The organism is Mesorhizobium sp. WSM3860, from assembly GCF_002294995.1.
In the GTDB taxonomy this organism is placed as follows: domain Bacteria; phylum Pseudomonadota; class Alphaproteobacteria; order Rhizobiales; family Rhizobiaceae; genus Mesorhizobium.
On the sequence record NZ_NSGF01000007.1, the window covers coordinates 20,042 to 43,754 of the forward strand.

Annotated in this window: 27 protein-coding genes; 13 read left to right on the plus strand and 14 right to left on the minus strand. The window is 63.3% G+C overall.

Translation table 11 applies throughout. From position 1 onward, the window contains the following. Positions 1-40 precede the first annotated feature (40 nt). The 4 genes from CK220_RS13450 to CK220_RS13465 form a co-directional block, all read right to left on the minus strand. A complete protein-coding gene (locus CK220_RS13450) occupies positions 41-748 on the minus strand; it encodes an LssY C-terminal domain-containing protein (protein ID WP_095811997.1) in 708 nt (235 codons plus the stop codon). 73 nt (positions 749-821) lie between these two features. After that, the gene (locus CK220_RS13455) at positions 822-1,556 is read right to left on the minus strand and encodes an extensin family protein (protein WP_245429165.1); all 735 of its coding nucleotides are present in this window, start codon (positions 1,554-1,556) and stop codon (positions 822-824) included. Positions 1,557-1,759: 203 nt separating this feature from the next. Continuing rightward, positions 1,760-2,791: an extensin family protein gene (locus CK220_RS13460; protein WP_095812207.1), complete on the minus strand. Its 1,032-nt coding sequence runs from the start codon at positions 2,789-2,791 to the stop codon at positions 1,760-1,762. A gap of 193 nt (positions 2,792-2,984) precedes the next feature. Continuing rightward, positions 2,985-3,410, minus strand: coding sequence for a DUF3775 domain-containing protein (locus CK220_RS13465; RefSeq protein ID WP_095811999.1), 426 nt, complete (start codon positions 3,408-3,410; stop codon positions 2,985-2,987). 179 nt (positions 3,411-3,589) lie between these two features. On the opposite strand from CK220_RS13465, the gene CK220_RS13470 reads away from it, so the two are divergent. Beyond that, positions 3,590-4,135: a tetratricopeptide repeat protein gene (locus CK220_RS13470; RefSeq protein WP_095812000.1), complete on the plus strand. Its 546-nt coding sequence runs from the start codon at positions 3,590-3,592 to the stop codon at positions 4,133-4,135. A 276-nt stretch (positions 4,136-4,411) separates the two neighbouring features. Further along, positions 4,412-4,885: a transcription elongation factor GreA gene (gene greA / locus CK220_RS13475; RefSeq protein WP_027168132.1), complete on the plus strand. Its 474-nt coding sequence runs from the start codon at positions 4,412-4,414 to the stop codon at positions 4,883-4,885. Between the two features lie 3 nt (positions 4,886-4,888). Here greA and waaC read toward each other — a convergent pair whose 3' ends face one another. The 3 genes from waaC to rfaD are packed head-to-tail and all read right to left on the minus strand — an operon-like array spanning position 4,889 to position 7,790. Then, positions 4,889-5,863 carry a lipopolysaccharide heptosyltransferase I gene (waaC, locus tag CK220_RS13480; RefSeq protein WP_095812001.1) on the minus strand — a complete coding sequence of 325 codons (975 nt, stop codon included), beginning with the start codon at positions 5,861-5,863 and terminating at the stop codon, positions 4,889-4,891. Next, entirely contained in the window at positions 5,860-6,867 is a 1,008-nt protein-coding gene (gene waaF / locus CK220_RS13485) for a lipopolysaccharide heptosyltransferase II (protein ID WP_095812002.1), read from the minus strand. The genes waaC and waaF overlap by 4 nt, the downstream gene beginning before the upstream one ends. After that, positions 6,843-7,790 carry an ADP-glyceromanno-heptose 6-epimerase gene (gene rfaD / locus CK220_RS13490; protein ID WP_095812003.1) on the minus strand — a complete coding sequence of 316 codons (948 nt, stop codon included), beginning with the start codon at positions 7,788-7,790 and terminating at the stop codon, positions 6,843-6,845. The genes waaF and rfaD overlap by 25 nt, the downstream gene beginning before the upstream one ends. 200 nt (positions 7,791-7,990) lie before the next feature. Here rfaD and CK220_RS13495 point away from each other — a divergent pair, with 200 nt between their 5' ends. The 5 genes from CK220_RS13495 to CK220_RS13515 all read left to right on the plus strand — a co-directional run bounded on the left by CK220_RS13495 (position 7,991) and on the right by CK220_RS13515 (position 11,969). Then, the gene (locus CK220_RS13495) at positions 7,991-8,443 is read left to right on the plus strand and encodes a thioesterase family protein (RefSeq protein WP_210201424.1); all 453 of its coding nucleotides are present in this window, start codon (positions 7,991-7,993) and stop codon (positions 8,441-8,443) included. A 47-nt stretch (positions 8,444-8,490) separates the two neighbouring features. Then, a complete protein-coding gene (locus CK220_RS13500) occupies positions 8,491-9,123 on the plus strand; it encodes a LysE family translocator (protein WP_095812005.1) in 633 nt (210 codons plus the stop codon). A gap of 150 nt (positions 9,124-9,273) precedes the next feature. Then, positions 9,274-10,764: a D-glycero-beta-D-manno-heptose-7-phosphate kinase gene (rfaE1, locus tag CK220_RS13505; RefSeq protein ID WP_095812006.1), complete on the plus strand. Its 1,491-nt coding sequence runs from the start codon at positions 9,274-9,276 to the stop codon at positions 10,762-10,764. A 7-nt stretch (positions 10,765-10,771) separates the two neighbouring features. After that, positions 10,772-11,344, plus strand: coding sequence for an SIS domain-containing protein (locus CK220_RS13510; protein ID WP_095812007.1), 573 nt, complete (start codon positions 10,772-10,774; stop codon positions 11,342-11,344). Beyond that, positions 11,337-11,969, plus strand: coding sequence for an HAD family hydrolase (locus CK220_RS13515; RefSeq protein WP_095812008.1), 633 nt, complete (start codon positions 11,337-11,339; stop codon positions 11,967-11,969). Before CK220_RS13510 ends, CK220_RS13515 begins: the two co-directional genes overlap by 8 nt. Before the next feature lie 68 nt (positions 11,970-12,037). Here CK220_RS13515 and CK220_RS13520 read toward each other — a convergent pair whose 3' ends face one another. Next, the gene (locus CK220_RS13520; RefSeq protein ID WP_095812009.1) at positions 12,038-12,514 is read right to left on the minus strand and encodes an Lrp/AsnC family transcriptional regulator; all 477 of its coding nucleotides are present in this window, start codon (positions 12,512-12,514) and stop codon (positions 12,038-12,040) included. Positions 12,515-12,732: 218 nt separating this feature from the next. On the opposite strand from CK220_RS13520, the gene trxB reads away from it, so the two are divergent. Both trxB and CK220_RS13530 read left to right on the plus strand, forming a co-directional pair. Next, positions 12,733-13,707, plus strand: coding sequence for a thioredoxin-disulfide reductase (trxB, locus tag CK220_RS13525; protein ID WP_095812010.1), 975 nt, complete (start codon positions 12,733-12,735; stop codon positions 13,705-13,707). 72 nt (positions 13,708-13,779) lie between these two features. Further along, the gene (locus CK220_RS13530) at positions 13,780-14,676 is read left to right on the plus strand and encodes a LysR family transcriptional regulator (RefSeq protein WP_095812011.1); all 897 of its coding nucleotides are present in this window, start codon (positions 13,780-13,782) and stop codon (positions 14,674-14,676) included. 43 nt (positions 14,677-14,719) lie between these two features. On the opposite strand, the gene CK220_RS13535 is transcribed toward CK220_RS13530, so the two are convergent. Together CK220_RS13535 and CK220_RS13540 are read right to left on the minus strand one after the other, a co-directional pair. After that, the gene (locus CK220_RS13535; protein WP_095812012.1) at positions 14,720-15,217 is read right to left on the minus strand and encodes an isoprenylcysteine carboxylmethyltransferase family protein; all 498 of its coding nucleotides are present in this window, start codon (positions 15,215-15,217) and stop codon (positions 14,720-14,722) included. 667 nt (positions 15,218-15,884) lie between these two features. Next, a complete protein-coding gene (locus tag CK220_RS13540; RefSeq protein ID WP_095812013.1) occupies positions 15,885-17,936 on the minus strand; it encodes an elongation factor G in 2,052 nt (683 codons plus the stop codon). 274 nt (positions 17,937-18,210) lie between these two features. Here CK220_RS13540 and CK220_RS13545 point away from each other — a divergent pair, with 274 nt between their 5' ends. Then, the gene (locus CK220_RS13545; RefSeq protein WP_095812014.1) at positions 18,211-18,606 is read left to right on the plus strand and encodes a cupin domain-containing protein; all 396 of its coding nucleotides are present in this window, start codon (positions 18,211-18,213) and stop codon (positions 18,604-18,606) included. 56 nt (positions 18,607-18,662) lie between these two features. On the opposite strand, the gene CK220_RS13550 is transcribed toward CK220_RS13545, so the two are convergent. After that, entirely contained in the window at positions 18,663-19,865 is a 1,203-nt protein-coding gene (locus CK220_RS13550) for a pyridoxal phosphate-dependent aminotransferase (RefSeq protein ID WP_095812015.1), read from the minus strand. A gap of 205 nt (positions 19,866-20,070) precedes the next feature. Here CK220_RS13550 and CK220_RS13555 point away from each other — a divergent pair, with 205 nt between their 5' ends. From CK220_RS13555 to CK220_RS13565, 3 genes are all read left to right on the plus strand, one after another. Beyond that, positions 20,071-20,970 (plus strand): EAL domain-containing protein, encoded by a 900-nt coding sequence (locus tag CK220_RS13555; RefSeq protein WP_095812016.1) that lies wholly within the window; start codon positions 20,071-20,073, stop codon positions 20,968-20,970. Beyond that, the gene (locus CK220_RS13560; protein WP_095812017.1) at positions 20,967-21,842 is read left to right on the plus strand and encodes an EAL domain-containing protein; all 876 of its coding nucleotides are present in this window, start codon (positions 20,967-20,969) and stop codon (positions 21,840-21,842) included. The genes CK220_RS13555 and CK220_RS13560 overlap by 4 nt, the downstream gene beginning before the upstream one ends. Positions 21,843-21,930: 88 nt before the next feature. Continuing rightward, a complete protein-coding gene (locus CK220_RS13565) occupies positions 21,931-22,539 on the plus strand; it encodes a glutathione S-transferase family protein (RefSeq protein ID WP_095812018.1) in 609 nt (202 codons plus the stop codon). 21 nt (positions 22,540-22,560) lie between these two features. Here CK220_RS13565 and CK220_RS32460 read toward each other — a convergent pair whose 3' ends face one another. The 3 genes from CK220_RS32460 to CK220_RS13580 all read right to left on the minus strand — a co-directional run bounded on the left by CK220_RS32460 (position 22,561) and on the right by CK220_RS13580 (position 23,571). Then, on the minus strand, positions 22,561-22,833 hold the full coding sequence (locus CK220_RS32460; RefSeq protein WP_095812019.1) for a hypothetical protein: 273 nt from the start codon (positions 22,831-22,833) through the stop codon (positions 22,561-22,563). After that, positions 22,830-23,030 carry a hypothetical protein gene (locus tag CK220_RS13575; RefSeq protein ID WP_095812020.1) on the minus strand — a complete coding sequence of 67 codons (201 nt, stop codon included), beginning with the start codon at positions 23,028-23,030 and terminating at the stop codon, positions 22,830-22,832. Before CK220_RS13575 ends, CK220_RS32460 begins: the two co-directional genes overlap by 4 nt. 328 nt (positions 23,031-23,358) lie before the next feature. Beyond that, positions 23,359-23,571 carry a cold-shock protein gene (locus tag CK220_RS13580; RefSeq protein ID WP_095812208.1) on the minus strand — a complete coding sequence of 71 codons (213 nt, stop codon included), beginning with the start codon at positions 23,569-23,571 and terminating at the stop codon, positions 23,359-23,361. Between the last annotated feature and the right edge of the window lie 142 nt (positions 23,572-23,713).

Below are 23,713 nucleotides of genomic sequence, written 5' to 3' on the forward strand. Positions count from 1 at the left end.
TTCGAATTGCGCCGTTGCCGCTTCGAGAATGCCGGATGCGCTAGGGCAATTGCTTCAAGACGCCAACCACCGCCATACCGTCGGTGAAATATGGATCGCCGCCGCCGTTCCTGCCGTCTTTCGTCGCGCCGATCCCCGGGATCTCGCTGGTCGATGTCAGCATGCCTGCGGTGCTGAGATCTCCGATCAGGAAGTTGCGCTCGGCGTCGATGTCCGGGCCGATATGGTGGGTGATGGCGCCGGTGTCGTGGCTCAGGCCGACGCCGCGGTCGAAGCTGGCGGCGCCCAGCCAGAGCGGGCGGCCGTCGTCGCCGACGGTATTTGTCTGCCAGAAGCGGACGTGGTGGCGCCGGTCGGCGCTGTCGCCGATCGGCTTTTCGAAAGCAAGGTCCTGGACGCGGCCTTCGAAAAGCAGGCGGCTGATCGGCGCATCGGGATAGGGCCGGGAGAACAAGACGCTCTCGCCGATGTCGATCGCTGTCCTGAGTGTGACGGCGTCGGCCGTGTCCCAGCCGGCGACGGCAAAGGCGTGGACCACCTCCTTCTCGGTGCCGACAAGTCCGACATTGATCGGGTCGCCGGGAATGCCCTGCGGCGTGTGCGTCACCATCTCGAAGCGCTGCGTACGGAAGCCGCGCTCCCGCCACGTCCAGAATTCCGGCGCGGCAAGATAGGCAAAACCCAGATAGAAGGCACAGAAAGCCGCCAGCCAGATCGCCGCGCGTCGCCTAAGGCTTCGCCCACCCACGAGAGACCACTCCCAAGCCTGTGCCCGGCCCACTCTATGCGGTGTTGGGCCGGTTGGGCAGTAGGCCGAAGGGTCAGCGGCAGGCGCGGTGGCCGCTCCTGCGGTTCTTGACGTCGAAGTGGAAGTGGTTGCGGTGGTCGTAATTGTAGCCCGGGCCTAGCACCGTGTTGAAATACTGGCAGCCGTCGGCGCGCACATTATTGAGGAAGCCGCGGGTGCGGAAGGCGAACAGGCCGGGCTTGCGAACGTCGATGTCGTCGCCATTGTTGAGCTCGATGCTCATGACGTCGAGCGCATTGCCCTTGCCGTGCTCCGACAAGACGCCTTCGCCGGCGATGTTGCGGCAGGAATAGCTCGATCCCTGATGGATCGCCCTGACGCCGGAGAAATAGCGCCAGCGGGCGGCCGGCACCAGCTCGTTCCTGGTCCAGGCGGCGAAGGTCGCGGCCATGTTGCAGGTCAGCGTCGCTGCCGGTTTCATCTCGACGCTGCCGATTGCCGAAACTTTCACCGGGAAATCGATGCCGCATTGGCCTTCGTGGATTGGCTGGATATCCTGGTAAACCACGCCAAGCCGTTTCAGCTCATTGCGGCAGTCGATCTCGCTGGCAGGCATCTGCTGCGGCGAAGACATCGGCTCATCCATGCGCGGATAGGCTGCCTGGGTCAGATAGGGATCGGAAGGAACAAGCCTCTGCATGCCGGAATATTGCGGAGTCTCGGCCATGGAGGCGGTCTGGCTGCCGACGTCGACGGCCGGTTGCAGCGAGAAGACATCACCGGTGGTGCAGGCCGAGACCGCTGTCATTGCTAGCCCGGTTGTCAGTCGGACGGCGGCGGAGCGCGCACGAGTGCTTAGTCGCGCCAAGGCGAGGCTGGCGCCAAATATTGCGGCCATCGGAAGGCATCCTGTCCCCGGATGGCACAAGTCTAGTCGGCAAGAGTAAAGGAAAGATCAGCGCCGGCATTCACGCCTGGGGCGGAATTGCGGCATCTGTTCTTCGCATCCACTCATTGGCAGAACGTTCCGCCATTCCGTCTCGGCTCGAGATCGAAGTGGAAGTGCAGCGCATGGTCCGGATCGCTGCCCGGGCCGAGCACCGTCTTGAACGGACCGCAGGCGGCCTTGCGGATCGTGTTCAGGAAGTTTGCATCCTTTTCGGGCGGCACCGGGCCGACCTGGATCGTCCTGCCGTCGGAGAGTGTGAAGGAAGCGATGTCCAGCGCATTGCCGAAGGCGTGCTCCGAAAGCTTTCCACCACCGTTGCGTGGGCGGCAAACAAAGGCGGAGGCCTGGGCGATCGATTTGAGATCGGCGCCGAATTCGGCCTTCGCGGCGGGTTGGATGACTTCGGCGGCAAATCGTGCCGCGGCCTCCGCCATCCGGCAGTTGAGTTCGGCGCCGGCGCCTATGCCAATCGATTTGCCCAGCGTTTTCATGATGATGGGATAGGGGATGGAGCAGCCGATTTCGGCATCGTGCTCGGCCTTGTGCTCCTCGAATTCGACGCCGAGCGTCTTGAGGCGCTCACGGCAGGCTACTTCCTCCGCGGGCATTTTGTCGGCTGGCAGCTCAGCGGAGCGCGGATCGGGCAGCATTTTGTTGTCGTGGGTATCAGCCGGCTTTTCAGGTGGCTTTGGTGCGGCAGCGGGCGGCTCCGGTTCCGCGATGTCGGGTCGTTGTGTCGGAATCGGCACCGCTGCAGGCGCCTCAGGTTCGTTCGTGTCGGTTGACAGCTCGGGGGCCGAAGGCTCGGGATGCTGCCGCTTTCCCTGACGAGACTTTTCTTGATCGATCCGGGCGGATGCGTCAGCGTCCTTTGGACCGGCAGCCTTCCGCTCTTTCATCGTTGCGGTGTCGGCCTTTTGCGCTTCCGCGGGCCTTGGCTCTGGCACCGGAACGTCTGCGGGCAAGGTCGGCTGCTCCTGCGTTTGCTGTTGCGCCAGCTTTGGCGCGATATGTTGCTTGCCGCGCGATCTCACGCGGTGCTTGCTCCTCGGCCGCAGTGGCTGATCGGCCCGCAGCGTCAACGGCTGCTCCATACGCGGTGTCAGCGGCGGCCTGTGACGATGCTTGGCATCGGCCGGCGTGACCAGCAAAATCCCCGCCACCAAAGGCAGCGCCAGTCTGCAAAATCCGGAAAAGCTCAGCGTCGCCATCGGCCGGAAACGGGCCCGGCATCGCAAGGTTGCCTTGGACGCTGCGGCGCTGCGATCAAAATCGGTTACCGGTTCGTTACGCGCCGATCGCCTCCAGGCCTTCCTCCAGCCAATCGGCGAGCTGCGGCAGTCCGAGCAGGTACTTTGCGGTGCGCTTGTTGGCGCGTTCGCGCGCGGCCGCCACCGCGTCGACCCATTCGGAAGCTTCATAGTCGCCGCGTCCCACCCAGGCCAACGCTACGAGCTCGGCCGCTTCATCGACGTTGAGATCGTTGATCAGCTCTCGGAACTCCTCCTCGGTGAGGTCTTCCGACGCCTCCTCGACAAGGCCGTCGTGATGATGACTGTCGTGCCTGTCGCCATCGAACTCGACCTCGTGCTCGGCGCCGTCGTCGTAGTCCTCGTTGACGGCGGCGCTCAGCGCCTTGGCCTTCAGGATGAACAGGCGCACGGTGTCCGGGTCGATGGAAAGCTCCCATTCCTTCTCGAGGCGCTGCTGCACTGGCCTTTCTCCTCCGTGTGCGCTCGACTGATGATAGCGGATTTGCGGCCCGCGTCACATCCGTCCGCAGAGGCGATGCGCTCCCCCGCCTCCAAATAGTTTGGCTGTTGACAGCTTTTCGGGATGAAACCGCATCGAGGCGGCGTTAATCTGCCGTTGTCACGCTCAAGGAGGCTCCGATGCGCAGACGTTTGCTTGTTCAGGTCTTGGCTGTTGCGGTTAGCCTGCCGCTGTTCGCGGCGCCTGCATTCACCGCCGGCGAGGGCGGTGGCGGCGGTGGCGGTGGCCAGACGACCACCCAATGCAAGAAGGGTCAGGTCTGGGATAAGAAGAAGAAGAAATGCGTCGTGCCGCAGTACGGCATGCTGGACGACGACAGCATCTACGAGGCAGGCCACGATCTGGCGATGGCCGGGCGCTACGACGAGGCGATCTCGGTGTTGACGCTCGCCGCCAACAAGCAGGATCCGCGCATTCTCAACTATCTCGGCTATTCGCATCGCCATTCCGGCCGTGTCACGGTCGGCCTCGGCTACTACGAGGAAGCGCTGCGCATCGACCCCAACTACACGCTGGTGCGCGAGTATCTCGGCGAGGCCCATCTGCAGATCGGCGATCTTGCCGGCGCCCAGGAGCAGCTCAAGGAAATCGAGAAGCGGACCGGCAAAGGCTCGCGCGAATACGGCATGTTGTCGGAGCAGATCGAACGTTTTCTGAGGAGCTGATTCTTGCCCGATGCTTTTCGAGGCCGGTTGCGAGCAATCGCAGCCGGTTTTTTGCTGCCGGCATTCCGGATTTCGCGCCGGACGGCCTTGCGAAAGCGGTGGTGATTTTACTGAACTTCATTTTTGAGCGTGAAAATCGCGCGAAGATCGCTATATTCAGGGAAATTGTGGTGAAACGGTTCCGTTAGCCCGAGGCTGCCGGACCGTTTTCTTTTTGTACCCAACGACAAGGCTATTCCCGAAAAGCGGGGGTGGTGGCAGGAAAGGTCAGGCATCATGATCAAGGTCCCGATGACAGGCGAGGGGTTCGCGTCATTGAAGGAAGAACTGCGCTGGCGCCAGCAGGAAGAGCGTCCACGCATCATCGAGGCGATCTCCGAAGCGCGCTCGCATGGCGACCTGTCCGAAAATGCCGAGTACCACGCGGCGAAAGAGTCGCAGAGTCACAATGAGGGCCGTATCAACGAGCTCGAGGACCTGATCGCGCGCGCCGAGGTGATCGACGTGTCGAAGCTCAGCGGCGACAAGGTGAAGTTCGGCGCCACCGTCGTGCTGGTCGACGAGGACACCGAGGAAAAGAAGACCTATCAGATCGTCGGCGACCAGGAAGCGGACGTGAAGTCAGGCCGTATCTCGATCTCCTCGCCGATCGCGCGCGCGCTGATCGGCAAAGAAGTCGGCGATGCCATCGAAGTCAACGCCCCGGGCGGCGCACGGGGTTACGAGATCGTCCAGGTGCAATTTATTTGAGGCCTAGATTGGCGCTTCCGATCTAAGCGCCAGCAGCCGATCCGCTTCGGCCATCACTTCAGTCGGCGTGACTTTGCCGCCGGCGGGCGCCAGCAGTGTCGATGAAAACGGCCCGCGCGGGCCGGTCAGGCCCGGCTCCGTCGCCAGGAATATGGCGACGGTCGGCAGGCCGAAGGCGCTGGCGAGATGGGTGAGGCCGGTGTCGGCGCCGATGATGAGCGTCGACCGGCCGAGGATCGCGGCGACATCCGCTAGCGGCGATTTCGGAACCAGCACCGTTTCCGGCACGGCGCCGGCGATCGCCTCGGCAACGCGCTTTTCCGCTTCGTTCGACCAGGTGACGATCGGTGTAAATTGCTTGGCCACCAGTCGGCCCGCAGTCCCGACCCAGTCTTCGACCGGCCATTTCTTGTCTTCGCGGCTGGTGCCGTGCAGCAGGAAAGCCGTTTTACCTTCGATGCCGGAAAGTCCGCCCGCCGGCGGCACTATGCCGGAGTTGAGCGTCGCGAGGTCCGCCCGATACCCCAGCGCCAGGCCGAACAGGCGTCTGGTGCGCTCGATCGCGTGCAGGTCGCGCGGCACCGCGTATTTGCGGTCGTAAAACAGCGCCGCCGAAGGCTCGCGGGCGCTCGAGCGGTCGAAGCCGGCGATCGGTGCGCCAGCCTGTTTGGCGACCACGGCCGACTTCAGCAGGCCCTGGGCATCGATGACCAGGTCATAGCGACCCGAGCGAAGCGCACGTCGCAGGCCGGCCATCTCGCGCCATGTGCCGCCGTCGAACGGCTTCTTGCGCCAGCGCCGGATCGCCACCTTGTGGATGGTTCCGATCGCCGGATGCAAGGCGACGATGGCGGCGAAGGCCTCTTCCACGCACCAGTCGAAGCTTATGTCCGAGCGATTGCGGAGCGCGTCCTCGACGGCCGGGAAGGTGTGGATGACATCGCCCATCGACGATGTCTTGACGATCAGAACCCTCATGCGGCCGCAGGAATTTCAAGCAACCGGTCGGCGGCGGCGGCGACCCGCGCGACATCGAGCGTCTTAAGGCAGTTGAGATGGCCGAGCGGGCAGACCTTGCTGTGGCAGGGCGAGCAGGAAAGGTGCAGCCAGATCAGCTCCGAACGATCGGTCAGCGGCGGCGTGTTCTCGGGCGAGGTCGAGCCATAGACGGCGACGATCGGCGTGTCGACAGCGGCCGCCACGTGCATCAGCCCGCTGTCGTTCGAGACGGCTAGCTTCGCCGCGGCGATCAGATCAATGGCATCCTCGAGCTTCGTCCTGCCGGCAAGGTCGACGGCGCCCGGCGCAAGCCTCGCGATCTCGCCTGTGACCTCAGCGTCGTTCTTCGAGCCGAGCAAGGCGACACCCAGGCCTTTTGCCGTCATCCCGCGGGCTAGCTCGGCATAGTATTCGCTCGGCCAGCGCTTTGCCGGACCGAACTCGGCGCCCGGCAACAGGGCGACGAATTCTTTTGCGCCCAGCCCGAACCGCGCCAGCAGATCGGCCTGATTGGCCATATCGACGGTGAGTTTTGGCGGGCGAAAGGTGCCGCCGCGCGCGAGGCCGAAATAGGCCCGTGCCGTGCGCCGCTTCACCGCATCGGGCAGCGGAACGATGTCGGTCAGCAGGCCGTAGCGCATTTCCCTCAGATGGCCGACGCGGCGCGGAATTCGGGCGAAGAACGGGATCAGCGCCGATTTCCAGCTCCCCGGCAGCACATAGGCCATGTCGTAGCGGCCGCGCAGCAGGCGGCCGAAGCGCCTGCGGCTGCGGAATTCGAGCGCGCCGGGCATCAGTGGAAAGTCGATCTGGCAGCGTATTTCGGGCATGCGCTTGACCAAAGGCGCGGCCCAAGCCGGCGCGAGCACATCGATGGCCGCATTCGGATGCCTTTCCTTCAGTGCCGCGAACAGGCACTGGGCCATGACCATGTCGCCCACCCAGCGTGGGCCGATCACTAGGATCGTTGGGCTTTCAGCCATTCGACATAGTCTCTGACGCCGGTTTCGACGGTGCGGAATTGGCCATTGTAGCCGGCCGCGCGCAAGCGGGACATATCCGCCTCAGTAAAACTCTGATAGCTGCCCTTCAGGTGTTCGGGGAAGGGAATGAACTCGATCTCACCTTTGCCGAGCGTGTCGATCACCGTCTCGGCAATGGCGCGGAACGGCTGGGCGCGGCCGGTGCCGCAGTTGAAGATGCCGCTTGAGCCCCGCTTCCATAGCCATAGATTGACGTCGGCGACGTCGCCGACATGGATGAAGTCGCGGCTCTGCTCACCGGGGCCGAACCCGCCATAGGCGCCGAACAGCTTCGGGTTCTGGCCCTGCTCGACCTGGTTGAACAAATGGAAGGCAACCGAGGCCATGGCGCCCTTATGCGCCTCGCGCGGCCCGTAGACGTTGAAATAGCGCAGGCCGGCGACCTGCGAGTGATCGGTGTCGAACACAATGCGGCGGACATAGTCGTCGAACAGCTTCTTCGAATAGGCGTAGACGTTGAGCGGCCGCTCGAATTCCGGCTCCTCGCGGAATTCGCTGCCGCCGCCATAGACCGAAGCCGAGGAGGCGTAGAGGAAGGGCACGCGCAGCCCCAGGCAGGCGTGCAGCAGGCGCTTCGAATAAGCGTAGTTCACGTCCATCATGAACTTGCCGTTCCATTCGGTAGTGGTCGAGCAGGCGCCCTGATGGAAGACGGCCTCGATGCGGCCCAGCCCGCCATCCTCGAGCCGGGCCAGAAGCTCGTCCTTGTCGAGGTAGTCGGCAATGCGGAGATCGGCCAGATTGGCGATCTTGTGGCCGTCGGTCAGATCGTCGACGACCAAGATATCGTCATGGCCTTCGGCATTCAGCGCGGCGACGATGTTGGAGCCGATCATGCCGGCGCCGCCCGTGACGATGATCATCCTTGTGAGCCCTGTTTCGTTGCCGATTCCGGCCCTTATAGGGGAGGCGCGAGGGAGTGTCGATAAATGGTCGCTGGTTGCGGAGCATCGGCTACGACGAATGTAGGGATGGATCGGCAGAACGGCTCGCGAGATAAGCTCTGCCGCGCGCAATAAGCTATGGTGCCTTTGAGGGTGGCAAGAGCCATCGGCGCGCGTTCTTGCCGTTGGTATTTGCCATGACATCTGATTTGAAGCCCGGCCTTCGCCACGTTCAAACTCTACGGGTCGACGACTCCCTGACGGTTCCGGCCATGACAACTGCCTTTGCGGGTTTCGGCGACATGCCACCGGTTTTCGCCACCGCTTTTATGGTCGGCTTCATCGAATGGGCATGCGTCGAGGCATTGCGTCCGTTCTTGCGAAGCCATGAGAGAACCGTGGGCACCCATGTCGACGTCAGCCATGTCGCCGCGACGCCCGTCGGCATGACGGTCACCGCTGATGTCGAGCTTGTCGCGGCGCAGGGGCGAAAGCTGCGCTTCAAGGTATCGTGCAGCGATCAGACCGGACTGATCGGCGAAGGTTTCCACGAGCGCGCGGTCATCGACCATGACAAGTTCATGGGACGCGTTCTTGCCAAATCAGGGCAGACCGGTTCGTCGCCACAGTGAGGCCGCAAAGCTCCCGCTTCAGTCGGCTCTTATCGTGAGGGATCAAGATGCCGTCGACCGAACTGCTTATCGCCTTTTTCGTCACCACGGCTATCTTCGCCTACATTCCCGGACCGGCCATGCTCTATGCGGCGGCGCAGACCATGGCGCGCGGGCGTTGGTCGGGGCTGACGGCGGCGCTCGGCATCCATCTCGGCGGTTACGTCCATGTCCTTGCCGCCGCAACCGGACTGTCGGTGTTGTTCCACGCCGTGCCGCCGCTTTACATGGCCGTCAAACTTGTCGGCGCGCTGTACCTGATCTGGCTCGGTGTTTCACTGTTCCGCGCCAAAATCCAGGGAAACGGAACGCTCCCTCCCATCGAGCGAAAATCGGCGCGTCGCGCCTTTTTCGAAAGCATCACGGTCGAGGTGCTCAATCCCAAGACAGCCATCTTCTTCATGGCTTTCCTGCCGCAGTTCATCGATGCCTCGGCGACCTTTCCGGTTTGGCTGCAGTTCGTGGTGCTGGGAACCGTCGTCAACCTGATGTTCTCGTCGGCCGACATCGTTTGCGTCTTTCTGGCCGGCGCGATGATTGCACGGCTGCGCCGCTCGGGTCGCGCGCAGCACCTAATGCAGCGTGCGGGTGGCGCCGTGCTTGTCGGTCTCGGCGTCCATGTCGCCTTGCAAAGGAGCTGATCCGTCCGGCGGCCTTGGCCGTGCGCCCACCCGCCCGCCGTTGCGCTGGCCCCAATTGCGGTATATCGGCATCGCGATGAACGAAGAGCGCTGGATTTCCGGCGCTGCAACCCCGATCAAGAACCGCCTTTTGCGGCGCGTGCCAGTGAGATGATCAAGCACCATTTGCCTTCCCCGGAGCCCTTGCATCGCACCATCGCCCACTTCGGCGAGGTCACCGTGCTAGTGGTCGGCGATTTCATCCTCGACCGTTTCGTCAACGGCGTCATCGAGCGGATATCGCCGGAAGCGCCGATCCCGGTGCTGCATGGGCGGGGCGAGATGCTGGCCATGGGCGGCGCCGGCAACGTCGTTTCCAACATCGTTTCACTGGGTGGCGCCGCGATCCCGGTGTCCGTGATCGGCGCCGACCAGGCCGGCGACAACCTCATGCGCATGCTCGGCGATCTTGGCGCCGATACGGACGGCCTCGTGCAGCGGCAAGGCCGCATGACTTCGTCGAAGAGCCGCTTCAGCGCTCTTAACCAGCAGGTGCTGCGTTTCGACGAGGAGGAAATCAAGCCGTTGTCCAGTCGCGAACGGGCGACGCTTGTCGAGCATTTCCAGGCCGCCCTTGGGCGCGCCGATACCGTCATCCTGTCCGACTACGGTAAGGGCATCCTGCTCGACGGCGTGGTGGCCGAACTGATCGCGATCTGCCGCGATGCCGGAAAGCCGGTGCTGGTCGACCCGAAGGGCCGCGACTATACGCGCTATGCCGGGGCGACGGCGGTCACGCCCAACCGCAAGGAACTCGGCGAGGCGGTTGGACGCCCGGTATTCGGCGACGACGAGATCGTCGCCGCGGCACGCGACCTGATCGCCGCGCATGACTTCGAGTTCATCGTCGCGACGCGCAGCGAAAAGGGCATGAGCGTGGTCACCGCGGAGGATGCCCGCCATATCTCCACGCAGGCGCGCGAAGTGTTCGACGTCTCCGGCGCGGGCGACACAGTCATCGCCACCTTCGCGCTGTCGCTCGCCGCGGGCGCCGACCGCGTGCAGGCTGCTACAATCGCCAACGCCGCCGGTGGGGTCGTGGTCGGCAAGCGCGGCACGGCGCGGCTGACGGTCGAAGAGCTGTCCGGTGCGCTGTTCCGCTCGCATGGCCCGGTCGCCCACAAGGACGCCATTCTCGACGCCAATGCGGCTGCCAGGATGGTGGGGACATGGAAAGAGGAGGGGCTGTCGGTTGGCTTCACCAATGGCTGCTTCGACATCCTGCATGCCGGCCATGTCAGCCTGCTGCACGCCGCGCGCAGCCAGTGCGACCGGCTGGTGCTCGGCTTGAACAGCGACGCCTCGGTGCGCCGGCTGAAAGGGCCCGGACGTCCGGTCAACGATCAGCACGACCGCGCCTGCGTGCTCGCGGCGCTCGCCTCGGTCGATGCCGTTGTCGTCTTCGAGGAGGACACGCCGCTCAAGCTGATCGAGGCGCTTCTGCCCGACATCCTGGTCAAGGGCGCGGATTACACGATCGAGACCGTGGTCGGCGCCGACGTGGTGCAGAAGGCGGGCGGGCGCGTGGTGCTGGTTGACCTCGTCGCCGGCAAGAGCACGACCAGCACCATCGGCAAGCTGCGCGCCGGTAGCGCGAATTGAGGGTTTCATGTCCGAGTTGAACGACTATCTGGTCCGCTCCGCGGCGGCGATCTCGGCGATGGTCGAGCGCGACCTCACCGGCGAGATGGAGCGCGCGGTAAGCACGGTCGTGATGGCGCTGTCGCAGGGCAAGGCGCTGCTGATCTGCGGCAATGGCGGCTCGGCGAGCGACGCCATCCACATCGCCGGCGAACTGGTCGGCCGGTTCCTGAAGGAGCGCAAGGCCTATAATGTCATCGCGCTGCCGGCGAATGCGGCGGTGCTGACCGCCTGGGGCAACGATTACGGCTTCGACACCGTCTTCTCGCGCCAGGTCGAGGCGCATGGGTCGGAGGGTGCGGTATTGCTCGCCATCTCCACCAGCGGCAATTCGCCGAGTATCCTTGCCGCCGCCGAGCAGGCGCGGGCCATGGGGATGACCGTGATCAGCCTGACAGGCGACACCGGCGGCAAGCTCAAGCCGCTCACCGACATCCTGCTCAACGTGCCGTCGACCTCGACGCCGATCATCCAGCAGGGGCATCTCTGCCTCTACCACCATCTGTGCGAAGCGGTCGAAGCGCGTCTCAGCAATGGCTGACCGCGAACGGGACTTTCCGCTCGTCGAACCCGGCCTGTGGATCGAGCGGATTGGCGCCAAGGCGTTTCGGGCTGGCCTGCCGGCACTGTTTCTCGACCGCGACGGCACCATCAATACCGATACCGGATATCCTGACGATCCGGACGCCATGGAGCTCCTCGACGGTATCGCGCCTGCCATAGAAGCCGCGAACCGGCGCGGCATTCCGGTCGTCGTCATCACCAATCAGTCCGGTATTGCGCGCGGCTATTTTGGCTGGGATGCTTTCGCCCGGGTCAATCAGCGGGTGCTCGACCTGCTTGCCGGGAAGAACGCAGCCGTCGACATGGTTCTGGCCTGCGCCTACCACGAAGCCGGTTCGGGCCCGCTGGGGATCGCCGATCATCCGATGCGCAAGCCCAATCCGGGCATGCTGCTCGAGGCGGGGCGGCGCCTAAACCTCGATCTCAAGCGATCGTTGATCGTCGGCGACAAGCCGGCCGACATGGAAGCAGGTCAGCGCGCCGGCCTCACATGCGGCTGGCTCATCGATGGGGAAGCCACAACGATGGGCGGGCTTTCAGTTTTGCCGCTGCGCGATGCGCGCGACCTAGAGGGCCTGCTCACCGCATTACGATCGCTCTGATCGTTCATTGATTCAAAATTGAGCGCCAAGCCGCTGTTTTTCCAGCGGGTTCATTGATAGCCGGCGCATTAAGCCGGAAAGGCGACCAGCCCTTCGTCCTTGACGCGGCGGATCGTCAGCGCGGTCCGCACCGTGTCGACATTCGGCGCCGAGGCGAGCTCCTCGATGACGAAGGTCTGGAACGTGCCGAGGTCGCTTGCCACGCAATGCAGCAGGAAATCGGACTCGCCCGACACCATCCAGGCATCGCGAACGATCGGCCAGCCCCTCGTCCGCTCAGCAAAAGTCTTGAGCTCGGCGTCGGCCTGATGGTGCAGGCCGATCAGGCAGAAGGCGACGACATCCATGCCGAGCGCCGGCGCGTTGAGGAGCGCACGGTAGCCGCGGATCATGCCGGCCTCTTCCAGCCGTCTGACGCGGCGCAGGCAAGGCGGCGCCGAGATGCCGACGCGGCTGGACAGCTCGACGTTGGTCATACGACCGTCGTTCTGCAGCTCACGCAGGATCTTCCAGTCGATGGCGTCGAGATCGGCTTTGAGCGGCATGATCGGCTTTCGCGCAAGAATCTTTCGCGGTTTTGTAATTTGGTTTCGCGCGCGAGGCCATCCCTTGCGATGATTTTTCTGTTGCGGACGACGATATGCTCGCTATGCCTGCGAAGAAGCTTTCCGGGGACGAAGGCCAAGCTGCCTTGCTGGCTTGGCGGGCAGCACTTACATTACCGGGCAACAAACCACGGCCTCGCGCCGCAGGGGACTTTTTCATGAACAGCAAACACGCGCCCGTTCTCATCATCGGCTCCGGCCCGGCCGGCTACACCGCGGCGATCTATGCCGCCCGCGCCATGCTGAAGCCGATGCTTGTCGCCGGCCTGCAGCAGGGCGGGCAGCTGATGATCACCACCGACGTCGAAAACTATCCGGGCTTCGCCGATCCGATCCAGGGCCCCTGGCTGATGGAGCAGATGCTGAAGCAGGCCGAGCATGTCGGCACCGAGATCGTCAACGACATCATCACCGAGGTCGACCTCAATGTGCGGCCGTTTCGCGCTACCGGCGATTCCGGCACCGTCTATACCGCTGACGCCCTGATCATCGCCACCGGCGCGCAAGCCAAGTGGCTGGGTATTCCGTCCGAGCAGACCTTCATGGGCTTTGGCGTCTCGGCCTGCGCCACCTGCGACGGCTTCTTCTATCGCGGCAAGGATGTCGCGGTGGTCGGCGGCGGCAATTCGGCGGTGGAGGAGGCGCTCTACCTCGCCAACCTCGCCAAGAGCGTCACCGTCATTCACCGCCGCAACGATTTCCGCGCCGAGCGCATCCTGCGCGAGCGGCTGTTTCAGAAGGACAATGTCCGCATCATCTGGGACACGGTCGTCGACGAGATCACCGGGCAGCCGGGCAAGGCACCGCTGCCGCCTTCGGTCGAGGGCTTGAAGCTGCGCAATGTGGTGACGGGCGAAGTGTCGCGGTTGCAGGTCGATGGCGTCTTTGTTGCGATCGGCCATGCGCCGGCGGTCGAGCTCTTCGTCGGCAAGCTGAAGCAGAAGCCGAACGGCTATCTGTGGACGGCGCCCGATTCGACCCGCACCGATGTCCCCGGCGTGTTCGCCGCCGGCGACGTAACCGACGACGTCTACCGGCAGGCGGTGACCGCGGCAGGACTCGGTTGCATGGCCGCGCTGGAGGCGGAGAAATATCTGGCGGGGATCGAGGTTCACCGCGAAGCGGCGGAATAATCGATCGGCTGAAAAAAGCCGTTCAAAAGCCTGATTTTTCATTCAGACGCCAAAGGCAACACGAGGGGAATCATGGCGCTGGACTGGGACAAGCTACGCGTGTTTCACGCTGCGGCGGAGGCTGGGTCGTTCACCCATGCCGCCGAGACGCTGCATCTGTCGCAGTCAGCGATCTCGCGGCAGGTCAGCGCGCTGGAGCATGACGTCGGCGTGGCGCTGTTCCATCGCCACGCGCGTGGCCTCGTGCTGACCGAGCAGGGCGAGATGCTGTTCCGCACGGCACATGACGTGCTGATGAAGCTGGAGACGATCAAGTCGCGGCTGACCGAGACCAAGGATCGCCCCTCCGGCGTGCTGAGGGTCACAACAACGGTGGGTCTCGGCGCCGGCTGGCTGACCGAGCGCGTGCAGGAATTCATCGAGCTCTACCCCGAGATCAACCTGCAACTCATCCTCGCCAATGAGGAACTCGACTTGACCATGCGCCAAGCCGACTGCGCCATCCGCCTCAGGCAGCCGCAGCAGCCGGATCTTATCCAGCGCCGGCTGTTCACGGTGCATTTCCATCTTTATGCGTCGCCTTCCTATGTGGCGAAGTTCGGCAAGCCGGCCTCGGTCGCCGAGCTCAGGAACCACCGGATCGTCACCTTCGGCGTGCCGGTGCCCTCGCATCTGTCGGAGCTGAACTGGCTGGAGACGGTCGGCGATTTCGAGGGCGGGCAAAGGGTGCCGACGCTGCAGATCAACGACATCCTGTCGATCAAGCGCGCGGTCCAGGGCGGCGCCGGTATCGCTATGCTGCCCGACTACGTCATCAACAAGGACTCAAATCTCGTCCAGTTGCTGCCCGAAACCGAGGTGCCGTCCTTCGACACCTATTTCGCCTATCCCGACGCGATGAAGAACCAGGCGAAGCTGCATGTGTTCCGCGATTTCATCATCGCCAAGGCGCGCAGTTGGTCCTACTAGCAGGACCTGCCGGTGCCGGCCTGACCTGGCCCACGACAGGGACTTAATCGCGCCGTGGCGTGATGCGGGGCAGCCAGCCGGGGACGGCGCGCCGGTAAGCTTCGTATTGCGCGCCGTAGCGGCGGGCGAGCGTCGGCTCTTCATAGAATTTGACGAACGAGAGCATCGCGGCAGCGGCGATCAGGCCGTAGACGAAGACGGCCCAGCTCGAGAAGATGAGCGCTTGGCCGAGGATGATCGACAGCACCGCCACATACATCGGGTTGCGCACATGGCGGTAGACGCCGCCGACAACGAGTTTCTCGGTCGGCGCCACGGGAGCGGGCGTGCCCAGGCCCTCAAGCGCGAAGCGCGCGAAGGAATGAAGCAGGATCGCCGCGGCGCCGACGACGAGGATCCAGCCGACCGGCGCAAAACCCGGCACGATGGACTGCGGCATGCGATAGCGGTCGGTCAGCAGCCAGGGGAGCAACCCAGCGACGACGCCAGGGGCGGCGACAAAGAACAGGGCGCTGCCGGCAATTGCCGAAAAAGTTCGCATCGGGCTCTCCTGCCGCAGAAATAAACGCGACCAGCCCAAGTTCGCATCACTGTGAATTTAGCGTATTTCGGGACCGGTATCTGAGCCGTTTCGCATATCAGCGATCGCTTTCAGCCCGGAACGGCTCTGGATTCGGCGATTTTTTCTGGTCCTATCGGTTCTCGGAATGGGTTAGACCACAGCCTACGTCTTTTTGCATGCGTGTGTTGCAAAATAGATGCTTGTTTCTTGGGCATGATGAGCACATATATAGTTCATCTCCAGGGCGCGTTCTCCTCCCATTAGCGCCCTCGAGTGTTCCCCTCTGGAGGTTAGCCCTAATCGGCACTTCCAATCAAACTCAGCCGGATCTTTATTGATCCGGCTTTTTTGTTGCGCCGAAGTCACGCCGACACCAGAAATGCGTGCGCGCGGCCCGCGTAACAGTGACATGTAACATCGGGTAACATGTCGCAGACGCACTCCATCGATTAGGTAGATCATAGGACGCGGTTGGTCGGTCCGGGAGATGGGGGCATCACTCGGGCAGGCCGGGCTCAGGCAGCTACCGCGTCCGAACCATTTCCTGATGCGGCGGACCTGCCGTTGCCTCCCAAGGAGAACAGTCCGCAATAAGAACGGCGTCCGGATGATCCGGGCGCCGTTTTCGCGTCTTCAACAAAAACGATCAGGCGGCCTTGCCGTTGGCGTTCATCGCCTCGTCGGCGAGGCGACCGGTCAGCTCGGCCATATGGTCGAAGACGGCCTTGTAGCTGGCGACGCCTGCCGTCGCCGAGCGCAGCTCGATAATCAGGTCGCCGATCTCGGCCTGAGGCATGGTCGCTTCGACCACGTCCCAGCCCGGCCAGCCGGGCCGCGCGTCATAGCCAAGGATCTGGCCGCGCCGCTGCGGGATCAAAGCGATAATCCTCGAGGTCGCATCTGAAGGCGTGACGATCTCAACCTTCATGATCGGTTCCAGCAGAACCGGCGAACAGGCCGCCATGCCTTCTTTCATCGCCAGCTTCGCCGCCATCTGGAAGGCCATGTCGGACGAGTCGACGGCATGATAGGAGCCGTCCGAAAGGTTGACGGCAACATCGACAACCGGGAAGCCGAGCGGACCGGATTTCAGATAGTCGCGGATGCCGGTCTCCACCGACTGGATGTAGGTTTTTGGCACGACGCCGCCGGTGATGGTGTCGGTGAACTGGAAACCCGTGCCGCGCGGCAGCGGCTTGATCTCGATCACCACGTCGCCGAACTGGCCGTGGCCGCCCGACTGTTTCTTGTGGCGGCCGCGCTGCTGTGCGGATTTGCGGATCGTCTCGCGATAGGGCACAGCCGGCGAATGGCCGTCGATCGGGATCTGGTTCTTGCCCTCCAGGCGCTCGCGCACGACTCGCAGGTGCATTTCGCCATGGCCCGACAACACGGTCTCCGCGGAATCCTGATTGTGGTGCAGGCTGAGCGAGGGGTCTTCCTCGGCCAGCCTCTGGATCGCGGCCGACATCTTGACCTCGTCCTTGCGCTCCTTGGGACGCAAAGCGAATGCGAACACCGGTTGCGGGGGCTCCAGCGCGATCAGCGGCTTGATGCCGTCCTTGGCCGAACTCAGCGTTTGGCCGGTCCTGACATTGTCGAGCTTGCCGAGCGCGACGGTATCGCCAGCCTTGGCCGACGGCAGCTTCAACTGGTCTTTGCCAAGCATCTTGTAGATGCCGGAGACCTTGGTCGTGTCTCCGTTGGAGAGGAAGAGCTCGGCCGCGTCGGCCACCTGGCCGGAAAGCACACGCGAAATAGACAGTTTGCCGCCATGCGCGGTGTGGATGGTCTTCATCACCTGCACGACCGTCTGATTGCCATCGGGCGCGCCAAGGCGCTTGCGCGTCGCCTCAACGTCCGGCGCGTCGTGGCGGATAGCCTTCAACAGGCGCAGCACACCGTTGCCCTTCTCGGCGGTACCGATCAGCACCGGCGTCACCGAGCCGGCGCGCAGGTCGGCGGCAAGGTCATCGAAGATCGCATCCTTCGGCGGCTCGATCTCCTCCAGAAGCTGCTCCATCAGCTGGTCGTCATGGTCGGCGAGCGTCTCCAGCATCGAGAACCGTGCCTCGAGTTCGCGCGCCTTGTCGTCGTCCGGAATCTCGGCGACCTGGCTTTCGGCATATTCGCGGTAGACATAGGCCCGCTCCAAGGCGAGATCGATCGAGCCGATGACGACACCGTCCTTGCGCAGCGGAATCTGGCGCAGCAGCAGCGGCGCCGAGCTGGCCGGCTGCAACATCTTTAGTGTCTCGCGCACGCCGGCGACCGCCTTGTCGACCTTGTTGAGGAACAGGATGCGCGGCACGCCGAGATCGTCGAGCTTGCGTATGATGAGCTGGAGCGCGGGTATCTTCTTTTCGTCCGCTTCGGCCACGACCACGGCGACATCGCAGGCGGCAAGCACCGGCTCTGCCTCGAAGGCGAATTCGATGGAACCGGGGCAATCGACGAAGGTGAACTGCTCGCCCATGAATTCCGTCGTGGCAAAGGTCGCCTCGACGCTCATGGCGTGGGCGCGGGCTTCTGGCGAATGATCCGAAACCGTATTGCCTGATGAGACGGGATTCTGGCGGGGAATGGCGCCCGTGCGGGCGAGGATGGCTTCGAGAAGTGTCGTCTTACCGCTTGCGAAGGGACCGACTATGGCGATGCATTTCGGTCCCGTGCGTCGTCCTCCGGCGCGATTACCCATGGCTGACCTCCACTCAGGCGTTTCCCTGGGAGCGGCGGCCGGCCTGTTCGGCCGTCGCGGGCGGGGTTGTTGCTCACCACCTGCCAAGGCCATCGTCACACGGGTTCGCGGAGAGGGCAAGGAAAATAGGAATTGCGCCGGCTTTGGTTTTGGTGCTGGTTTCGAACATCCCGGTGTCTCAAGCGCTCAGAGGCGATTGCGCCGGTCGCCATATAGCATGAAACTGACCTCCCGCTGCGGCGGACGGTCCCTAACGATTTGAGAGAGTTCTACGATGAAGATCATTGCGTGCGGCAGCGTGCCGACGATCATCGCGCCTGAAAAGTATTTCACCGGCAAGGTGCTGCAGACGCCGATCATCGAGAAGGAGGCGCCGGCGCGGCTGCGGGCAACCCTGGTCAGTTTCGAACCGGGCGCCCGCACGCATTGGCACACGCACCCGCTCGGCCAGACGCTCTACGTCACGGCCGGTGCCGGGCTTGCGCAGACCTGGGGCGGGCCGATCGGGGTGATCAGGGCGGGCGACGTCATCTCCTTCGCGCCGGGCGAAAAGCACTGGCATGGCGCCGGACCGAAAACCACGATGACGCATGTCGCCATGCAGGAAGCGCTGGACGGCGTCCATGCCGAGTGGCTAGAGGCGGTATCCGACGAGCAGTATGGCAGCTGAGAAGCCAACAAAAACCCGGCGCGAAGCCGGGCTTTTCTGGATGGCGGCGTTGCCGATCAAATCAGCGACGCAGTGAAGCGCTGGATGCGGGTGCAGGCTTCCTCCAGCAGCGCCTCCGATGTCGCATAGGAGATGCGGAAGTTCGGACCGAGGCCGAAGGCCGATCCGAACACAACGGCAACGCCTTCGGCGTCGAGCAGCTCCGAGCAGAAGGCTTCGTCATTCTCGATGACCTTGCCGGCCTTCGTCTTCTTGCCGATCAGCTCAGCGCAGGACGGATAGACATAGAAGGCGCCTTCCGGCGACGGGCAAGAGATGCCGCGCGCCTGGTTGAGCATCGACACGACGAGGTCGCGACGGCCCTGGAATATCGCCTTGTTCTTGGCGATGAAGTCCTGCGGGCCGTTGAGCGCCTCGACGGACGCCCATTGTGCGATGGTGCAGGCGCCGGAAGTCTGCTGGCCCTGGATCATGTCCATCGCCTTGATCAGCGGCACCGGGCCGGCGGCGTAGCCGATACGCCAGCCGGTCATGGCATAGGCTTTCGACACGCCGTTCATGGTCAGCGTGCGCTCGTAGAGGCTCGGTTCGACCTCGGCGATGGTCTTGAAGACGAAGTCGCCATAAGTCAGGTGCTCATACATGTCGTCGGTCAGCGTCCAGACATGCGGGTGCTTGAGCAGCACGTCGGCCAGGGCCCTGAGCTCAGGCTCCGTGTAAGCGGCGCCCGATGGGTTGGACGGCGAGTTCATCAGCAGCCATTTCGTCTTCGGCGTGATCGCCCTTTCCAGTGCCTCAGCCGTCAGCTTGAAGCCGTTGTCGATCGAGGTGTCGGCAAAGACGGACGTACCACCGCAGATCGCCACCATTTCCGGGTAGCTCACCCAATAGGGACGCGGGATGATGACCTCGTCGCCGGGATTCAGCGTCGCCATGAAGGCGTTGAACAGGATCTGCTTGCCGCCGGTGCCGACGATGGTCTGCTCCGGTCGGTAGTCGAGATTGTTCTCGCGCTTGAATTTCTTGGCGATCGCCTCACGCAGCGGCACGATGCCGGAGACCGGCGGGTACTTCGTCTCGCCGCGGCGGATCGCCTCGATCGCCGCGTTCTTGATGTTATCGGGCGTGTCGAAGTCCGGCTCGCCGGCGCCGAGGCCGATGACGTCACGGCCGGCATTTTTCAGCTCACGCGCTTTCTGCGTCACCGCGATGGTCGCGGAAGGCTTCACGCGGGAAAGTGCGTCGGCAAGAAAGGCCATGACAGAGCGTCTCCAAGAGAATTGGCACGGCCAGGAGCGGCCGCGGCGCCTCTCATGTCGCATCATCGGGCCAAGCGCAAGCATTGTCGGATGATCCAGAGGTCAAGGTGGCGTGAGCGGCAACTATAAATTCATCAACGAGCGGTAAACCCTTGCTGGCAGGATGGCAGATCGAATTCCGCTTACTCTGCGGAGCGAGGGACCTTTGTCGCGCAGCATCGGGCTTGCCCATATCATCCGTCATGATGACGGCACCTCCAGCGGTGTCTGGGGAATCTACACGCTGCAGAGCGCCTTCCAGCCGATCTTCGCCTTCGATGAAGGCAAGCTTTCGCTCGTCGCCTTCGAGGGGCTTATCCGGCCGTTCCGCGACGGTGAGCCGCAATCGCCGATGAGCTTCTTCGGCACTTGCCCCGCGGGCGACCGGCTGCATATCGAGGCGCTGACCAGGACGCTGCATCTGCTCAACGCCGGCGCCTGTCTACCGCAAGAGGCGTCCATCTTCGTCAATTTCGATCCGTCGGTGTTCACCGATCGCGCCATCGTCGACAAGGCGCTGCGCGACATGCGGCTGGTGCTGCACGAGGCCGGCATCGACCCGCGCCGTATCGTGTGCGAGGTCACCGAGCAGAAATCGGCTTCGCAGGAAACGCTCTACAGCTTCGTCGAGGCGCTGCGCGCCAACGGGTTCCGCATCGCCGTCGACGATTACGGCGCCGACGAATCCGACATCAACCGCATCAAGGAGTTGCGGCCGGACATCGTCAAATTCGACGCCCACTGGATCACGCAGCTCATGGAGTCCGGGGCCGGATTCGCGCTGCTGACGACGATGGTGACGAGCTTTGAAAGTCAGGGCGTCCGCACGGTCTTCGAAGGCATCGAGGAAGGCTGGCAGCTCGAGCTCGCCGGGAAATCCGGGGCTTCGATGGTGCAAGGCTATGTGCTTGCCCGGCCGGAACTCGCCTCGATCGTTTTTCGCGTCTTCGGCAAGAGCATGCTGGCGCCCGCGGCCGGGCAGGGCAAAACGACAGCGGCCGCCAGTCCCGCTCCGGTGGCGTCGGCTCGCCCGACCAAGGCGTTTGGGCGCAAGGTGACGCCATGACCGGGCGGCCCGACAGCCGGCGCCCCGAAAGGCGGCGAAGTGTCGCCGAGGCGATCTTCGAAGACGAGATTGGTCTTCAATTCGGCGTCTATGGCGAGTTCCGGCTGTGGAGCGCCTACCAGCCGATCTTCGCGCCGCAGGGCAGATCGCTGCAACCTGTCGCCGTCGAGGCGCTGATCGAGCCGCGCCGCGTCGCGACGCCGGTTGCTCCGAAACTTTTCTTCGACAGCGTCGCGGCAAAGGACCGGCTGTTCGTCGAGACGATGTGCCGGATGCTGCATCTCGGAAACTACCGCAACATCGGCGTCGATGGTCTTACCCTGTTCTTCAACTACAATCCGATGATCAACGATCATCTCGGGCGGGCGCTCGCCGAGATCCGGCTGATGGCCACGCATCTCGGCGATTTCGGCCTCGAGCCGGCCATGCTGGTCTGCGAGATCACCGAGCAGGCAGCCGACGAGCATGTGCTTGCCGGCCTCGTGCGCGAGATGCGGCGTGACGGTGTCGGCATCGCCATCGACGATTTCGGCACCGGGCATTCCACCGAAGCGCGCATCAGCCTGCTGTCGCCCGACATCGTCAAGATCGACGGCGGCTGGTTCGCCGAGTTCTGCCGCCATGCCGCCGCCGAGCGGTTCTTCCGGCCGCTGGTTTCGATGCTGCACGACCGCGGCGCCAAGGTGCTGGTCGAAGGCATCGAGCATGCCACGCATCTGCGCGTCGCGCTCGATGGCGGCGTCGACCTCCTGCAAGGATATCACCTCGCCCGCCCGGCGCTGGTCGGCACGATCTTCAACGAAGAGCCGCTGGCGATCGATGCGCTGCTCGGCATGGACAACAAGGTCGTGCCTTTGCATCAGCGCCGCTGATGCTTTCACTCAAAAACAAATCACTGGATGAGACCCGCACAGGCGAGTTAGAGGCTTCTTCGATCGTTCGTCGGGCGCGGAGAGGGCCATGATCCTTTATGACATGATCGACAGCGGCAATTGCTACAAGCCGCGCCTGTTGATGGCCAAGCTCGGCATTCCCTTCATCCGCATCGAAGTGAGCTCGCACACCGGCGAGACGCGCAAGCCCGACTATGTCGCCAAGAACCCCAACGCGATGGTGCCGCTGCTCGAGCTCGACAATGGCCGGCGCATCGCTGAATCCAACGCCATTCTGCTCTATCTCGCCGAAGGCACGCGCTTCCTGCCGGCCGACAGATATGAGCGGGCGCTGGCCTATCAGTGGCTATTCTTCGAGCAGTATAGCCACGAGCCCTACATCGCTGTGCGCAAGGCGCTGCTCACATTTCCTGAGAGGGCGAAGGATGCGACGCCGGAACGGCTGGCGCTGACCTTGGAGCGCGGCAACAAGGCCCTCGGCGTGATGAACAAACATCTGGAGCAGAACGCCTTTTTCGCCGGCGGCAGCTACAGCGTCGCCGACATCGCGCTCTATGCCTACACCCACACCGCCGACAAGGGCGGCTTCCAGCTCGACGCCTATCCGGCCGTGGTGGAGTGGCTGAAGCAGGTCGAGACAGACAAGGGGCACGTGCCGATCGAGTGGGTGGGGTAGTTCTTGCTCACGCCGTCGCGGCTACTTCAAAAGACGTTCATATTCGGAGTGGGCGCCGATCCAAAACCAGACCACATCCTCCTGATCTCGGACCGCAACAGCGCGGTAGCCCAGATCTACTCGAGCCGACCAGTAACGGCCAACCCGCTTGAAATGCAGCGAAGGATGAAACGGATCTGCGCGTAGCCTTGCGAAACTGCTGTCAGCCTTCACCCTGATTGCATCCTTCACCCTGATTGCATTAGGTAGTTTGTCGTAAGCGTCCCAAAACGAAGGGGCGGCGAAGTGATTCACAGAGGCCGGGTCCGGCCTGCACGATGGTCAGCCAGAGCCTGATCGGCAAGCTTGTCCAGCCGACCCGCCTTCGCGTCGGCTTCGATTTGCTTGTCCCACAAATCAGCCTGGAGGGCCTCGAACCAAGCGGCAAATGCCTTCAGTTCCTCGAGGCTGAGTTCGGCAACGGACTTTTCGATCTGTTCAAGTTTGGTCATCGGCCAACGGTATCACTATTGGGCTAAAAGTACCATGAGTGGGACACTCAACCCAGAAAACAACTCGCTCAAAATCCAGCAACAAAAAAGGCGGGACAATGCCCGCCTTCCTATGCCGGTAGCCTGATCGGGAGCGTTGGGGCCGGGCCGGCAGCTATCTGCTGTTCCAGCTTGTCGGACCTTTCGCTCCGGCGCGCTTATCGCACGACCGTCAGTACATCCGTGACTTGCCGCGCGCTCCAGGCTCTCGCCCAGTGCGCGTCGCTAACTAGCCGCATTTGTGCAATGCCAGGCGATGACGCTTGGCGTGCAAAATGCTAGCTCCAAATCAGGCTGCCTTGCTCAGAGATCCAGCAGCGGACTTGCCGGTGCGGCGGTCCTGCTCGATCTCGAAGTTGATCTTCTGGCCCTCAACCAGGGTCGACATGCCAGCGCGCTCGACAGCGGAGATGTGGACGAAAACGTCCGCGCCGCCCGAGTCGGGCTGGATGAAGCCGAAGCCCTTGGTGGCGTTGAACCACTTGACCGTTCCAGTTGCCATTTGAATGTCCTCGCATTTGCTTTGGTTTGACCGGACCGAAGTCCAGCCGGTGGTATCGAAATTTTGGAGATAGACGTCAGCAAACGCGAAGATCGCGAGGCCCGATCGATCGGCCAAATTCAATGCGCCGGATATAGTATGG

Coding starts and splice junctions, on each gene's coding strand:
- CK220_RS13455 (WP_245429165.1), bottom strand. CDS start 1,556: ATGACAGCGGTCTCGGCCTGCACCACCGGTGATGTCTTCTCGCTGCAA.
- CK220_RS13460 (WP_095812207.1), bottom strand. CDS start 2,791: ATGGAGCAGCCGTTGACGCTGCGGGCCGATCAGCCACTGCGGCCGAGG.
- CK220_RS13470 (WP_095812000.1), top strand. CDS start 3,590: ATGCGCAGACGTTTGCTTGTTCAGGTCTTGGCTGTTGCGGTTAGCCTG.
- greA (WP_027168132.1), top strand. CDS start 4,412: ATGATCAAGGTCCCGATGACAGGCGAGGGGTTCGCGTCATTGAAGGAA.
- waaC (WP_095812001.1), bottom strand. CDS start 5,863: ATGAGGGTTCTGATCGTCAAGACATCGTCGATGGGCGATGTCATCCAC.
- waaF (WP_095812002.1), bottom strand. CDS start 6,867: ATGGCTGAAAGCCCAACGATCCTAGTGATCGGCCCACGCTGGGTGGGC.
- rfaD (WP_095812003.1), bottom strand. CDS start 7,790: ATGATCATCGTCACGGGCGGCGCCGGCATGATCGGCTCCAACATCGTC.
- CK220_RS13500 (WP_095812005.1), top strand. CDS start 8,491: ATGCCGTCGACCGAACTGCTTATCGCCTTTTTCGTCACCACGGCTATC.
- rfaE1 (WP_095812006.1), top strand. CDS start 9,274: ATGATCAAGCACCATTTGCCTTCCCCGGAGCCCTTGCATCGCACCATC.
- CK220_RS13510 (WP_095812007.1), top strand. CDS start 10,772: ATGTCCGAGTTGAACGACTATCTGGTCCGCTCCGCGGCGGCGATCTCG.
- CK220_RS13515 (WP_095812008.1), top strand. CDS start 11,337: ATGGCTGACCGCGAACGGGACTTTCCGCTCGTCGAACCCGGCCTGTGG.
- CK220_RS13520 (WP_095812009.1), bottom strand. CDS start 12,514: ATGCCGCTCAAAGCCGATCTCGACGCCATCGACTGGAAGATCCTGCGT.
- trxB (WP_095812010.1), top strand. CDS start 12,733: ATGAACAGCAAACACGCGCCCGTTCTCATCATCGGCTCCGGCCCGGCC.
- CK220_RS13530 (WP_095812011.1), top strand. CDS start 13,780: ATGGCGCTGGACTGGGACAAGCTACGCGTGTTTCACGCTGCGGCGGAG.
- CK220_RS13535 (WP_095812012.1), bottom strand. CDS start 15,217: ATGCGAACTTTTTCGGCAATTGCCGGCAGCGCCCTGTTCTTTGTCGCC.
- CK220_RS13540 (WP_095812013.1), bottom strand. CDS start 17,936: ATGGGTAATCGCGCCGGAGGACGACGCACGGGACCGAAATGCATCGCC.
- CK220_RS13545 (WP_095812014.1), top strand. CDS start 18,211: ATGAAGATCATTGCGTGCGGCAGCGTGCCGACGATCATCGCGCCTGAA.
- CK220_RS13550 (WP_095812015.1), bottom strand. CDS start 19,865: ATGGCCTTTCTTGCCGACGCACTTTCCCGCGTGAAGCCTTCCGCGACC.
- CK220_RS13560 (WP_095812017.1), top strand. CDS start 20,967: ATGACCGGGCGGCCCGACAGCCGGCGCCCCGAAAGGCGGCGAAGTGTC.
- CK220_RS13565 (WP_095812018.1), top strand. CDS start 21,931: ATGATCCTTTATGACATGATCGACAGCGGCAATTGCTACAAGCCGCGC.
- CK220_RS13575 (WP_095812020.1), bottom strand. CDS start 23,030: ATGACCAAACTTGAACAGATCGAAAAGTCCGTTGCCGAACTCAGCCTC.
- CK220_RS13580 (WP_095812208.1), bottom strand. CDS start 23,571: ATGGCAACTGGAACGGTCAAGTGGTTCAACGCCACCAAGGGCTTCGGC.